This is a genomic window from Bradyrhizobium sp. Pha-3 (assembly GCF_042258325.1).
Taxonomy (GTDB): domain Bacteria; phylum Pseudomonadota; class Alphaproteobacteria; order Rhizobiales; family Xanthobacteraceae; genus Bradyrhizobium; species Bradyrhizobium elkanii.
Map to the genome: position 1 here is coordinate 8,409,846 of NZ_CP170151.1, position 14,168 is coordinate 8,424,013.

Here is a 14,168-nt window from a genome sequence, read left to right on the forward strand (position 1 = left end):
TCACCACCTGGGTCGCACGATTGGCCTTGCCACCGGCTTCGGCGCCTCGACCGTGATGGACGGAAGCGGCTTGGCGGGGTCTGTTTGCGACGCTGCCGGGCCGCACAGCCAGACAGTTGACAACACAGCGACGGCTGAAGGCTCGACGGCAATCTCATGACATGGCCCTCCCAAATCCGGGACGGAAATGCCGTCCCGACGAGCGCACGGTACCATACAGCCTGAGTTTGGCTACCTAGGGTTGAAGAAGTACCTGCCGGTGTCTCGGGGTCGACATGGCGGCGAGAGAACGCCGACCGCTCGCGCCGTTCCGGCGTCTGCTCCTGGCCCAAAGCTGAGCTCGAACGGCGCTTGCCGATATTCGCCTTTGACCCGAAGCGGTCACTTGAGCGACACCGACACGCAGGCGGGATCGGATCAATTTTGCAGGACCCACGCCATTAGGTCAGCGATCCTGCCCCATAGCCGTTGTTACGAAGTTGTTGGCGCCCCCTACTCTCGATGCAGCGGCCATGCTTTGGTCAAAACTGCGTTGAGTGTTTGGCAGGGGTCATCGACATGGTGAAAATGCAATCGCCCTCCCTCGGGTGACATTGGACCGGGTGCCAGGTCGTTCCCTACCGCATTCTTGAGGTGCCCACCGCAAAGGCTTGTGATGGAACGGGCAAGGTTCGATAAGGCCGGCATTTTCGCCTTTGGCGATGCTCGGAGCGCTGTGACCTACTCGATCGAAGTTTTTATCGTCACCGCGATCTACGGGAGCCTTGCGGCCTCCGCACATCTCCTTCCCGCTATCAATCCAGCCGCGACACCGCTGTGGCCGCCAACCGGGGTTGCGCTCGCGCTGATGCTACTGCGGGGGTACCGGGTCTGGCCCGCGATCCTGGTGGGCGCCGTCGCGCCTTACCTGATGACCGACCGATCGCTCCTGGAGTTTGTCGCCGCCGGGATCGGCACCCTCCTTGCTGCAATGGCCGGGACATGGCTGATCGGACGCTGGTCGAACGGTCGCCAGACGTTTGCCACGCCAGCCGGTGTCGCAAAGTCTGCGAGCATTTCCTTTGTACCGACCGCGATGATCAGTTCATCCACCGCTTTGGCCGGATTCATCTTCGTCAACGAACCGAGCTTTCCCGATTCCGTCGCCGCCGGGCTGACCTGGTGGCTTGCCGACGCAGCCGCGACCCTGGTGATTGCTCCGGTCATCGTGCTCTGGGCGATGATGCCCTTACGGATTTCCTCCAGGTGGGCTCTGCTGGAATCGATCGCTGTTCCCGCACTCGCTGGTCTCATTGGGATCGTAGCCTACAGCCCGCTCATCGGCAGTGACCTCATCAGCGACGATCTCAATTTGCCGTTGCCGCATCGCAGTCTGCTGGGCTTTCTGGCTTTGCTCCCGTTGATCTGGACCGGCCTGCGCGGCAATCGATGCACCGCGGCTACGGCTGCGCTCATTTTCACCGGAATGGCAGTCTGGGGGTTCGCGTCCGGTAATGATCCGTTTCCGAAGACGGATCTGAGCGGCGCATTGTTGTCACTGCTCGTGCTTTCGATCATCGTATCGGCGCCCCCTCTTGCCCTGGCTGCGGCAATTGCCACGCGCCAGACCACGGAAGCCCATCTGCTTTCCGTGCAGGACCAACTGAACGGTCAACTTGAACGGAACGCCTCGGCGCTCGACAGCATCAGACGGCACTTCCAAACCCTTATCGAAGGCGTCGTCGACTATGCGATTTTTGCGCTTGATCGAGAAGGACACGTTACGAGCTGGAATAGCACCGCTCAAAAGATCATCGGCTACACCTCGGAAGAAATCATAGGCAAGCATTTTGGAATATTTTATCGGCCGGATGAACGCCGCGCAGGTTCGCCAACGCACGCGCTGGAGACGGCAATCGAACGAGGCAAGTACGACGTAGAGGGTTGGCGCATCAGAAAGAACGGTACGCCGTTCTTCATCACCGGCTCAGTCTCGTCGAGCCATGATGACGCGGGAAATCTGATCGGCTTTATCAGTATTCTGCGCGACGCAACCGAGCGACGCGACGCGGAGGAGAAGCTGGTTCAGGCACGCGAACAGCTCGCGATGTCGCAGAAAATGGAGGCAATCGGCAAGCTGACCGGCGGGATTGCACACGACTTCAACAATCTATTGATGATCATCGGAGGCAGTGCCCAGATCTTCACTCGCCTGCTCGATCCAAAACTGCCCAAGGCAATTGAAGCCATACAGACCGCGGCCAAACGCGGCGAGAGCCTCACACGCCAATTGTTGACATTCTCTCGTCATCAGCATCTCAGCCCGACGGTCGTCGACCTGAATACGTCCATCAAGAACATGCGGACCATGATCGAGAGCTCGCTGCGCGGGAACATCGTGTACAACGAGAACGTCAGCGAGGGCGTAGCGTCGGTCAAGGTGGACCTCGCCGAGCTGGAACTTGCGATCGTCAACATCGCCGTCAATGCGCGCGATGCCATGCCAAGCGGCGGCACGTTCACCTTATCCGTCCATGCGGTGACCGCGAACCAGGAAACCGGCGGCGATCGCCGCGCAAAGGCCTTCTTTGCGATAGCGCTTGGCGATACCGGCACCGGCATTCCGCCAAACCTCCTGTCCAAGATGTTCGATCCGTTCTTCACGACCAAGGAGGTCGGCAAGGGTACCGGGCTCGGCTTGTCGCAAGTCTATGGTTTCGCGCATCAGGCCGGCGGAACGGTGACGGCGGACAGCAAGGTTGGACAGGGAACGACGATTACAATCTACCTGCCGTCCTGCGCAGACGAGCAAATCACCAGTAAAGAGCTGGCCGCTGCCAGAACAAGAGCAAGGCAGCCGCAGCGGCAGACGGTTCTCGTTGTCGACGACAGCCCAGAAGTGGCGGATGTGACTTCCTCGCTGTTCGAGCATCTGGGTTATGACACGATCTATCGAGATTCGGCCGAAGCGGCGCTGAAATTGCTCGACGCCGGTACAAAGATCGATCTCGTCTTCAGCGATATCGTCATGCCCGGGACGATCGATGGCGTCGGGCTCGCGAGAGAAGTCAGGTCGCGATACCCCGGTTTGCCGATAGCCCTTACAACCGGCTACAGCGATGCCGCAAAAGCGGCTCCGCCAAGTCTGAAAATACTCCGCAAGCCGTTCGATACCGAGGCGCTGAGAGATTTTATCCACGATCTTGCGCCTCCCCGACCAACGCGATCATCCGGCACGCCCATGGCGTCAAGCACGACCGAAGCCGTGCGCAGAAATTGACCGGCCGCGCCATTGCAGAAGCGGCTCGTCGCGCAGCTTGACGAAGCGTTGATCTGCACCATCGCCGCTGATGGACATGACTGCTGCTAGCGATCCTGGAAAGCCAGCCGCGCGCCGAGCGCGACCAGGATGCTGCCGCCGATCCGCTGCATGACGCGCTGCGACCGCTTCGAGCGCTGCAGCTTCGACATCACGGCGCTGGCGAAAAACACGCAGACGATGTCGACCGCCGAGAAGGCCAGATTGACCGTTGTGCCGAGCAGAAACAGCTGGGCCCAGACCGGCAGGCCGGCCGACGCATCGACGAATTGCGGCAGGAACGCCAGGAAGAAGATCGCGGTCTTCGGATTGAGCACCTCGACGACGATGCTTTGCGCGAAGGCGCGCTCCGCGGAGAGCGGCGCAAGTGTGGGGCGCTTTGCATTGTCGCGGTCGCGGAACAGCGACAGCCCGAGCCAGACCAGATAGGCCGCGCCGGCAAGCTTCATCGCCATGAACAGCGGCGGCACCGCATGAAACAGCAGAGCGAGGCCGGCCGCCGCGGCGACGACATGGACATAGCCGCCGAGATGCAGCCCGAGCGAGGCCATCAGCCCCGCGCGCCGGCCGCCCGCCAAAGTGCGGGCCGCGGCGTACAGCATAGCGGGACCCGGGATCAGCGCGAAGGTTGCGGTCGTGATCGCGAAGGCAAGATACAATTCCATCGGGGGCGTTCGTCTCAGTTCCCAGGGATCATCGCCGCGACCTCGCGGTCGACCGGATTGTCGCTGGCGCCAAGACCCGCGATGACGCCGGCGCGATCCCCAGGCTTGCGGTTCTGGCTCATCTTCTTCTTGGCGTCGATCCGCGTGATCGGCATCCGGAAGCCGACGATCCCGCGCAGCTGCGCCTTGATGAAATCGTCAGGCGCGTCGCTGACCTGCCAGGCCTCCCGGCGCGACTTCTCGTGCAGCTCGGTCAACCGGGTCACGACGTCGAGCAGGCGATCGGCATCCTCGAAGAACTCGGCCGCGCCATAGGCGTGGACGGCGACGTAGTTCCAGGTCGGCACCACCTTGCCGTGCTCGGCCTTGGTCACGTACCAGGACGGCGTCACATAGGCGTCGGGCCCCATGAAGATCGCCATCGCCTCGCCGAGCGCGGGCAGCTTCCACTGCGGGTTGGGCCGCGCGACGTGACCGTACAGCGTGCCGTAGTCGCCCTCGTTCTCATTGAGGATCAGCGGCAGCGGCGTGCCGATCAGGCCATCGGCGGTTGCGGTGACCAGCGTCGCGAGCTTTGAGGCCCGCATCGCGGCGTGGATCGGACCGAGCTCATCGATCTTGAAATGCGGCGGCAGGTACATTGCGAACCTCTCGGCAGACCCCTTGGCAGACCTCTGGCAGGCCTCATCAATTGCTGCTCCACCATAGCGCTGAAGTGGCCTATGATAAGAGCCACTTTCGATCATTTTGATTGGTCCACTATGCCCCGCCTGCGCGCCACGATCAGCGTCCCTTCGCTCCGGGCCGTCGACCGCGCCGCCGGACAGGTCGGGCGCCAGATCGCGCAGGCCCTGCGCGCCGCGATTGCGAGCGGCGAATTGAAGGCCGGGGAATTCCTGCCGTCGACGCGCGCGCTGTCGGCCTCGCTCGGCGTTGCGCGCGGCACGGTCACGGAAGCCTTCGAGCAGCTGCTGGCCGAGGGCTATCTGGAATCGCAGGTCGGTGCCGGCACCCGCGTCGCGCCGACGCTTGCCGAACAGTCACGGCCCGTCGCGGTCAATCGCAACCCGAACGAATCGGCGCCGATCCAGTTGCCGCCGCGCGCGGCGCGGCTTGCCAAAGTGGCGGCGGCCTTCACGCCGATGCCGGAAGTCCCGTTTGCGATCGCGGTCCCCGGCGGCGCGGTCGCGCCCGACGACCATTGGCGCCGCCTCGGCAACCGCGTACGCGCATCGCGCGCGGCGGCGCCTGCGAGCTATGGCGATCCGCGCGGCTTGATGGAGCTGCGGCAGGCGATCGCCGACTATGTGCGCAAATCCCGCGCGGTGCATTGCGAGCCCGAGCAGGTCGTGATCACGGCCGGCACCCAGCAAGGCCTCTATCTCGCCGGCCGCGTGCTGCTGTCGTCGGGCGATCGCGTCTGGGCCGAGGATCCCGCCTATCCCGGCATGACGGCGGTGCTCGACGATCTCGATCTCCTCACGACGCGCGTGAGCGTCGATGCGCAGGGCGTCGACGTCGAAGCCGCAATCGCCGCGTGCCCGCATGCGCGCGCGGCCTTCGTGACGCCGTCGCATCAATATCCGCTGGGCATGCCGATGAGCATGGCGCGCCGCAATGCGCTGGTGGCGTGGGCCCAGCGAAGCAATGCCTGGATCGTCGAGGACGATTACGACAGCGAGCTGCGCTATGCCGGGCATCCCTTTCCGTCGATGCAGGGCCTCGCCCCATCGCGGGTGATTTACCTGGGCACGCTGAGCAAGGTGCTGTTTCCCTCGCTGCGGCTCGGCTACGTCGTGGCGCCCGCGCCGCTGATCGACGCCTTCGCCGGCGCGCGGGCGCTGCTCGACCGGCATTCGCCGACCGCCGACCAGTATGTGCTGGCGGCCTATATGGGCGAGGGGCTGTTCGAGGCGCATATCAGGCGCATTCGCGGCGTCTACGCCGCACGGCGTGCGACGCTGATCGCGGCGCTGACGCGCCACATGCCTGACGACGTCACGCTCCAGCCGAGCGATCAGGGCATGCATCTGCTGTTGTGGCTGCCAGAGCACTTCGACGATGTACAATTGGCAAAATCGGCGCTTGCCGCCGGCATCGTCGTGCGGCCGATTTCGCCGATGTACAAGGCCGCACCACGCCCCGGCCTGATGCTCGGCTTCGGCGGGTTCGAACCGGAGGAGCTGGAGGCGGCGGCGATCAGGCTACGACGTGTGATCGATCAGCACACGTCACAGCGGCGCGCCACGCCACGCCGTGCTGAGGCCTCACACTGATTTTGCAGCTTGGACTTTACTGCTCGAACGCGGCCTTGAGGCGGTTGAGCTGCGGCACCAGCGGGTTGCCGATCGAGGAACGATCCGGCGCCGGCGCGTGGATCGTGGTGTCGAGGCGGCGGACGCGCGCCTGCAGATCCATCGAGCGGGCGATCAACTGCTGCAATTGCTCGGGCAGCTTGGTCACCATGTCGGCCGGGCCGGGATCGGCGGCCGACAGCTTGACCTTGGTCTTTTCGCGATTGGCCTGGGTCAGCGTCATCTCGCCTTCCTTGACCGCGCGATGCAGCAGCAGCCAGGACGCGAGCTGCATCAGCCGCGTGGTCAGGCGCATGCTTTCGGTGGCATAGGTCAGGCTCACGGACCGTTCGAGCGCCTTGGCCTCGGCACGTCCGTCACCGTCGAGATAGGCGGCGGTCTGCTCGACCAGGTCCATGCCTTCCCGGAACAGCACGCCGAATGCCGTAGAATTGGTCAGCCGCTCACTGAACAGCACAAGCCCGGCTTCGCTCTGGGAACGATCGGCCATGGTTAACGCCCTCACACCATCGTAACGCCCGCTGGCATCTGACGCGCCAGCTTATGATGAACAAATCATTGCGCGGGGGCGCCGAAGAGTCCAGCCGCAACCGGATTTATGGTTTCCAGCGGATAGGACGCACAAAAAAGAGCCGCCGTTTCCGGCGGCTTTTGAAGTTGATAACAGGGAGGCGTCAAACAGAGTGGACAGGAGCCACTCGGTGTCCAAACGAGGACAATGCCAGTCATAATCGAGAAAGCTTAACCGATCGTAAATGAACGGATTTCTTGACGCTTTGTTTGCCATGTCGGCCATTGACCTAGTTTGGGACAGGTCTCTTCGTACCCCGGATGGAGCCAACGGGTCGCGCGAACGCGCGCACCGATGACAGGCTCCGCGAAATCCGGTGCCGCGGGTCTTCTCCTTCCCCCTGCAAGGGGGAAGGTCGGGATGGGGGTCAGCCGCAGGCGACGGTGTATTTGGAGAGAGCCGATCCCACCCGCTTTGCTCTGACGAGCAAAGCGACCTCCCCTTTTCAAGGGGAGGTGGAGCAGCGTAGCCCGGATGGAGCGCAGCGAAATCCGGGAACGGTCCATCCGCGGATAGCGCGGCTCCCGGATTGCGCTTCGCTCCATCCGGGCTACGCCACGAATGATGTCGCAGCGCTACGACTTGAAGAACGCGTTCGCGGCATCCTTCGACGCGCGCTTCTTTGTCATCGCCTCTTTCAGGCGATCGACTTCGGTCGTGAGCAGCGCGATGCGCTCGGTCAATTCCTCGACCGACAGCAGCGAGAGATCCTGTCCGATCTCGTGGCTGATTTTCTTGCGCGGCCGGTCCTCATCCTCAATCGGCATGTGTCCTCCCCGCGATGCTGGTCTGGCGCCGTGCGTCCAGAGCTGGTAGATGTCCTTGTGCAGGAGAATTTTGCAGTGACTTTCGTGTACGCGCAACATCTGACGCGAATGCCCCGGCCCGACCGCAAGGAGTCTGACCGGACGGGATAGTTGCGCGCCTGCGCGCGAGGCATGAGCCGACCCCAAGCCCTTCCGGTCACGCGGGAGGGCTTTTTGATTTTCCGATTTGATTTCGTCGGAATTTCTCTTGGGGGTCGGCATCACCGAACGCGAAAGACCTTAACCCATGACCAAAATTCTCATCACCAGCGCGCTGCCTTACGTCAACGGCGTCAAGCATCTCGGCAATCTCGTCGGCTCGCTGCTACCCGCCGATGTCCACGCCCGCTTCCGCCGGCAGATCGGCTGCGACGTGCTGTTCATCTGCGCGACCGACGAACACGGCACGCCGGCCGAGCTCGGCGCCATCGAGGCCGGACAGGATGTCCGGGCGTTCTGCGACGCGCAGCACGCCATCCAGGCCGATATCTACCGGCGCTTCGGTCTGTCCTTCGATCATTTCGGCCGCACCAGCTCGCCGCACAATCATGCGCTGACGCAGCACTTCTATCGCCGGCTCGATGACGCCGGGCTGATCGAAGCACGCACCTCGCGACAGGTGTTCTCGCCCGCCGACCGGCGCTTCCTGCCCGATCGCTATGTGCTCGGCACCTGTCCGCATTGCGGCGACACCGGCGCGCGCGGCGATCAATGCGACCATTGCGGCACGCTGCTCGACCCGCCGGACCTCATCGATCCCCGCTCGGCGCTGTCAGGCGACTGCGCGCTCGAGATCCGCGAGAGCCGTCATCTGTATCTGCGCCAGTCGCAGCTGATCGAAAAAATAGGCGCATGGATCGACAGCCGCAGCGGATGGCCACCCTTCGTGGTGTCGACCGCGAAGGGCTGGCTCAATGCGGAGCTGTGCGACCGCTGCATCACGCGCGATCTCGCCTGGGGCATCGCGGTGCCGCGCGCGAGTTTCGACGGCAAGGTGTTCTATGTCTGGTTCGACGCGCCGATCGGCTACATCGCGGCGACGCAGGAATGGGCCGACGCCGCGCCCGGCCGCGACTGGCGGCAATGGTGGTGGCAGGCCGATGACGTCAGCTACATCCAGTTTCTCGGCAAGGACAACATCCCGTTCCACACCGTGAGCTTTCCGGCGACGCTGATCGGCTCCGGCGAACCGTGGAAGACCGCCGATGTGATCAAGGGATTCCATTGGCTGAATTACGAAGGCGGCAAGTTCTCGACCAGCCGAAAGCGCGGCGTCTTCACCGATGCGGCGCTCACGGAATTGCCCGCCGACCTCTGGCGCTGGTGGCTGATCGCCAACGCGCCCGAAAGCGCCGACACCGATTTTGGCGTCGCCAGGTTCGTTGCCGACGTGAACAAGGATCTCGCCGATATCTTCGGCAATCTCGCCAACCGCATCATCAGTTTTGCGCATCGCGCCTTCGACGGCCACTTTCCCGAAGGCGGCGTGCCCGTTGATACCGAGCGACAGCTGGCGCACGATCTGGAGCAGCGCATCGCGACGCTGCAACGCCACCACACCGCACTGGAGTTTCGCGCGGCGGCGGCAACGACCCGCGCGATCTGGGACACCGCGAATGCTTACCTGCAACACACAGCACCATGGTCCGCCATCAAGTCCGATCCGGCACGCGCGGCGGTCATCACCCGCGTCGGGCTCAATCTTGTCGCGCTTGGTGCGACACTGGCGTGGAGCATCGTGCCCCACCTCGCGGAGCGCGTGCTCGGCGCGCTCGGTCGCAGCGATGCCGTGCCGCGCTGGCCCAATGGCCCACTCCTCCCGCTGCTGGATCGCGGCGCGGGCACGCCGGTCGCAAGGCTCGGACCGCTGGTCGAGAAAATCACGCCTGAGAGAGCCGGCCAGCTCACGGCGCGGTTCGGGGCTTAACGGCGTTTCGCTTCGGTGGAAAAGGCGGTATGCCATCCGCCAATCCTCTCCACTGACCAGGGACCGACCATGCCAAACCTGCCCGCGCAAATGACCGTCGTCGCCATCAGCAAGCCGGGTGGCCCTGAGGTGCTGGTGCCTGAGACCCGCGCGGTGCCGGTGCCGAAGGCCGGCGAGATTTTGGTCAAGGTCGCGGCCGCCGGCGTCAATCGTCCTGACGTCGCGCAGCGCTCCGGCTCCTATCCGCCGCCGCCCGGCGCCAGCGACCTGCCCGGCCTCGAGATCGCGGGCGAAGTGGTCGCGCTCGGCGAAGGCGCAAAGCACAAGATCGGTGACAAAGTGATGTCGCTCGTTGCCGGCGGCGGCTACGCGCAATATTGCATCGCGCAGGACGCGCAGGCGATGACCGTGCCGCCCTCGCTGTCGATGCAGGAAGCCGGCGCTACTCCGGAAACGCTGATGACGGTGTGGCACAATGTGTTCGAGCGCGGCGCGCTCAAGGCTAGCGAAACGCTGCTGATCCACGGCGGCTCGTCGGGCATCGGCACGATGGCGATCCAGCTTGCCAAGGCGTTCGGCGCCAAGGTGATCGTCACCGTCGGCTCGCAGGACAAGGCCGCCGCCTGCCTCAAGCTCGGCGCCGATCAAACGGTCAATTACAAGACCGAGGATTTCGTCGAGGCGGTGAAGAAGGCCACCGGCGGCAACGGCGCCGATGTCATCCTCGACATGGTGGGCGGCGACTATATCGACCGGAACTACGACGCCGCCGCGGTCGAGGGCCGCATCGTCCAAATCGCGTTCCTGTCGGGAACTCCAAAGGCCACAGCCAATTTCGCCAAGCTGATGGTCAAGCGGCTGCACCACACCGGCTCGACCCTGCGCCCCCGTAGTAATGCGGACAAGGCGGCAATGGTCGCGGCGATCGAGGCAAAGGTGCTGCCCTTGCTGCGCGAAGGCCGCGTCAAACCGCTGATGGACAGCACATTCCCGCTGGAAAAGGCCACCGACGCGCACCGGCGCATGGAGACCAGCGAACATATTGGCAAAATTGTGTTGGTGGTTTAACCCTCGCGACGGAAGCAGGGGCGGAAACCCTTTGATTCCCTTCGCTTTCGTGTCATTTATCGCGCCACCGCCGGGCCGGTCGCCGGGCCCGGTCAGTTTGTCGATCGCGGAGTACTGACATTGCGTCTGATCAGGTGCCTTGCGCTGCTCGCGCTGGGCCTCATGATGTTTGCCGCCGCGCCTGCCGCGTATGCGATCGACGCGGTGAGCGTGCGCAGCGATGCGCCGGCGATCGATTTGACGGCGGTTCTCGACCATCAGCGCAGTGAAACCGACCGCATCCAGGTCTCCACCGCACCCGGAACCGACGGCATCGTGCGCCGCATCGAGGTTCGCGCCCGCGAAGGCGGCCAGAACTGGGTGGTGTTCGCGCTCGCCAACAACACCGACGACCAACTCGACCGCCTGATCGTCGCGCCGCACTACCGCATCGTGTCGTCCGGCCTGTTGTGGCCCGACCTCGGCCTGTCGCGCATCGCCACCATCACGCCGTCGGTCGGCGATCGTCCCGAGCGGCAGGAGAGTCCGACCGCCGACGTGTTCCGCATCACGCTCGATCCCGGCGCCGTTGTCACCTATGTCGCGGAACTGCGCACCGACAAGCTGCCGCAGCTCTATCTGTGGGAACCCGACGCCTACAAGGACAAGGTCAACTCGTTCACGCTGTACCAGGGCATCGTGATCGGCATCTCGGGCCTGCTCGCGCTCGTGCTCACGATCTTGTTTGTGGTCAAGGGCAGCATCATGTTCCCCGCCGCCGCGGCGCTGGCCTGGGCGGTGCTGGTCTATATCGGCGTCGACTTCGGCTTCTGGGGCAAGGTGCTCGACATGTCGAACAACGCCGAGCGCGTCTGGCGCGCGGCGGGCGAGGCGATCCTCGCGGCGACACTGCTGGTGTTCCTGTTCGCTTATCTGAATTTGAGTCGCTGGCACGTCCGCTACTCGCACATCACGATCGGCTGGCTGGTCTTCCTCGGCTCGCTGGTCGCGCTGGCGCTGTTCGATCCCGCGGTCGCCTCCGGCATCGCGCGCATGTCGCTGGTCATGATCGCCTTCGCCGGCTTCGCGCTGATCGTCTATCTCTCGACCCACGGCTTCGACCGCGCGGTGCTGTTGATCCCGACTTGGTTCCTGCTGGTGGTCTGGGTGGTCGCGGCCGGCATGACGGTCGCAGGCTCCGTCACCAACGACATCGTCGGCCCGGCGCTGCTCGGCGGCCTGGTGCTGATCGTGATGCTGATCGGCTTCACGGTGATGCAGCACGCCTTCGCCGGCGGCGGCGCCACCACCGGCGTCGTCTCCGATGTCGAGCGCCGCGCGCTGGCGCTGACTGGCTCCGGCGACCTGATCTGGGACTGGGACGTGTCCGCCGACAAGGTGTTCACCAGCCCGGAGACCGAAGCGCTGCTCGGCCTCAAGCGCGGCACACTGGAAGGCCCGGCGGCGAAATGGCTCGAGGTGCTGCACCCGCTCGACCAGGACCGCTTCCGCGCCGCGCTCGACAGCGTGCTCGACCAGCGCCGCGGCCGCCTGGTGCAGGATTTCCGGCTCCGCACGCCCGACGGCCACTTCATGTGGTTCGCGCTGAAGGCGCGGCCGGTGGTCGGCTCCGACGGCGAGGTCTCGCGCGTGGTCGGCACCCTCACCGACGTCACCGAGTTCAAGAATTCCGAAGAGCGGATGCTGCATGACTCCGTGCATGACAACCTGACCGGCCTGCCGAACCGCAGGCTGTTCATGGACCGCCTCGGCGCGGTGGCGAATCTCGCCAAGACCATGCCGAACCTGCGGCCGACTTTGATGGTGATCGACCTCGACCGCTTCAAGCAGGTCAACGATTCCGTCGGGATTGCGGTCGGCGATTCCATCCTGCTGACGCTGGCGCGCCGGCTGACCCGCATTCTCAAGCCGCAGGACACGCTGGCGCGCATGGCCGGCGACCAGTTCGGCCTGATCCTGCTGTCGGAGCAGGACCCGGCGCGGATCACCAATTTCGCCGAGACCATCCGCAAGACCATCCGCGCCCCGATCGCGTTCAACGACCGCGAGATCTTCCTGACCGCCTCGATCGGCCTTGCGCTGTCCGACCCGGCGGCGCCGCTGACCGACGAGATCATCAAGGACGCCGAGCTTGCGATGTATCATTCCAAGCGGATCGGCGGCGACCGCATCGACGTCTACAAGCCGGCGATGCGGGCGCGGAAGACCGACCGCCTGACCCTGGAAAGCGACCTGCGCCGCGCCATCGAACGGCAGGAAATCACGATCCTGTACCAGCCGATCGTTCGGCTGGAGGATCGCGCGATCGCCGGCTTCGAGGCGCTGGCGCGCTGGGACCATCCCAAGCTCGGCCGGATGTCGCCGTCGGAGTTCATCAACGTCGCCGAGGAGACCGGCCTGATCGTCGATCTCGGCATGTTCGTGATGGACCAGACCGCGCGGCAACTCGCGGTGTGGCAGCGCGCGATGCGCGCGCGCGAGCCGATCTTCGCGTCGGTCAACGTGTCGTCGCGGCAATTGCTGCGCCACGATTTGATCCACGACATCCGAACCGTGCTGTCGCGCTCCTCGGTGGCGCGCGGCACACTGAAGCTGGAGCTGACGGAATCGCTGGTCATGGAGAACCCGGAGCACGCCGCCCAGATGCTGGCGCGGATCCGCGAGCTCGGCACCGGCCTGTCGCTCGACGATTTCGGTACCGGCCACTCCTCGCTGTCCTATCTGCAGCGCTTCCCGTTCGACACCATCAAGATCGACCAATCCTTCGTCCGCACCACGAGCCGCGGCACCCGCCCGGTGATCCTGAAATCGATCATCGCGCTGGCGCACGATCTCGGCATGGAAGTGGTCGCGGAAGGCGCCGAGACGGATTCGGATGCCGTCGAGCTGTACCAGCTCGGCTGCGAATACGCCCAGGGCTTCGCCTTCGGCGAGCCGATGGACGCCGATGCCGCGACCCGGCTCCTCACCGAGGAACGGCTGGAGGCCGCGAGCTAAGCGCGCTGGGATTTGGCTGCACTAACTTTCCGCATATTCGCTTCGCCTCTCCCGCTTGCGGGCGAGGCCGACACGCGTAGCGTGGCGGGTGGGGACTCTCTCTACAATGCGACTCGCGGAGAGAGCCCCCACCCCAGCCCTCCCCGCAAGCGGGAGAGGGAGCGCACCTTCTCCGCGGTGACTGCCCGACATTACAGGATCGCGCCTTAGCGCGGCTTGGGCATGCGCTTGAACTTGACGCTCTTGCCGTCGGCCTGCCGGGTGGCGATGTAGCCGGCCTCGAGGCAGGCCTCGCGCTGCGGCATCTTCTCCTGCGGGCTGCGCAACGTCTCCCACCACGACGCCCGATGCGCGGCGCGCGGCAGCGCCGCGTCGATGATCGCCTCGATCTCCTCGAAGGTCAGCACGATTTCGGGCAGATGCTGCTTCTTCAGATAATCCCGCAATGCGTCGTAGTCGTTCACAACGTCCTCGATGACAAAAATCCGGCAACCACCCGTTAACCCATTCGGCGGCTGCTG

Annotated in this window: 10 protein-coding genes; 5 read left to right on the forward strand and 5 right to left on the reverse strand. The window is 64.5% G+C overall.

Features of this window, described 5'->3' with window-relative positions; genetic code table 11:
* The first annotated feature begins 655 nt into the window (after positions 1-655).
* Complete coding sequence (locus ACE10X_RS40185) at positions 656-3,259, forward strand: MASE1 domain-containing protein (RefSeq protein WP_038386638.1); 2,604 nt, start codon at positions 656-658, stop codon at positions 3,257-3,259.
* A gap of 86 nt (positions 3,260-3,345) precedes the next feature.
* Here ACE10X_RS40185 and ACE10X_RS40190 read toward each other — a convergent pair whose 3' ends face one another.
* Positions 3,346-3,963 carry a LysE family translocator gene (locus tag ACE10X_RS40190; protein WP_038386637.1) on the reverse strand — a complete coding sequence of 206 codons (618 nt, stop codon included), beginning with the start codon at positions 3,961-3,963 and terminating at the stop codon, positions 3,346-3,348.
* 14 nt (positions 3,964-3,977) lie between these two features.
* Positions 3,978-4,604, reverse strand: a complete 627-nt coding sequence (locus ACE10X_RS40195; RefSeq protein WP_038386636.1) for an FMN-binding negative transcriptional regulator — start codon at positions 4,602-4,604, stop codon at positions 3,978-3,980.
* Between the two features lie 120 nt (positions 4,605-4,724).
* On the opposite strand from ACE10X_RS40195, the gene ACE10X_RS40200 reads away from it, so the two are divergent.
* Entirely contained in the window at positions 4,725-6,239 is a 1,515-nt protein-coding gene (locus ACE10X_RS40200; RefSeq protein ID WP_375763699.1) for a PLP-dependent aminotransferase family protein, read from the forward strand.
* A gap of 16 nt (positions 6,240-6,255) precedes the next feature.
* Here the strand turns inward: ACE10X_RS40200 and ACE10X_RS40205 are convergent, their stop codons facing one another.
* Both ACE10X_RS40205 and ACE10X_RS40210 read right to left on the reverse strand, forming a co-directional pair.
* Positions 6,256-6,768 (reverse strand): DUF1465 family protein, encoded by a 513-nt coding sequence (locus ACE10X_RS40205; RefSeq protein WP_375763700.1) that lies wholly within the window; start codon positions 6,766-6,768, stop codon positions 6,256-6,258.
* A gap of 656 nt (positions 6,769-7,424) precedes the next feature.
* Positions 7,425-7,616: a DUF1192 domain-containing protein gene (locus tag ACE10X_RS40210; protein ID WP_028340278.1), complete on the reverse strand. Its 192-nt coding sequence runs from the start codon at positions 7,614-7,616 to the stop codon at positions 7,425-7,427.
* 286 nt (positions 7,617-7,902) lie between these two features.
* On the opposite strand from ACE10X_RS40210, the gene metG reads away from it, so the two are divergent.
* From metG to ACE10X_RS40225, 3 genes are all read left to right on the forward strand, one after another.
* Positions 7,903-9,582: a methionine--tRNA ligase gene (metG, locus tag ACE10X_RS40215; protein ID WP_304557283.1), complete on the forward strand. Its 1,680-nt coding sequence runs from the start codon at positions 7,903-7,905 to the stop codon at positions 9,580-9,582.
* Positions 9,583-9,651: 69 nt separating this feature from the next.
* Positions 9,652-10,650 (forward strand): NAD(P)H-quinone oxidoreductase, encoded by a 999-nt coding sequence (locus ACE10X_RS40220; RefSeq protein ID WP_038386632.1) that lies wholly within the window; start codon positions 9,652-9,654, stop codon positions 10,648-10,650.
* Between the two features lie 120 nt (positions 10,651-10,770).
* A complete protein-coding gene (locus ACE10X_RS40225; RefSeq protein WP_028333677.1) occupies positions 10,771-13,647 on the forward strand; it encodes an EAL domain-containing protein in 2,877 nt (958 codons plus the stop codon).
* A gap of 206 nt (positions 13,648-13,853) precedes the next feature.
* On the opposite strand, the gene ACE10X_RS40230 is transcribed toward ACE10X_RS40225, so the two are convergent.
* Positions 13,854-14,111, reverse strand: a complete 258-nt coding sequence (locus tag ACE10X_RS40230) for a hypothetical protein (RefSeq protein ID WP_038386631.1) — start codon at positions 14,109-14,111, stop codon at positions 13,854-13,856.
* Between the last annotated feature and the right edge of the window lie 57 nt (positions 14,112-14,168).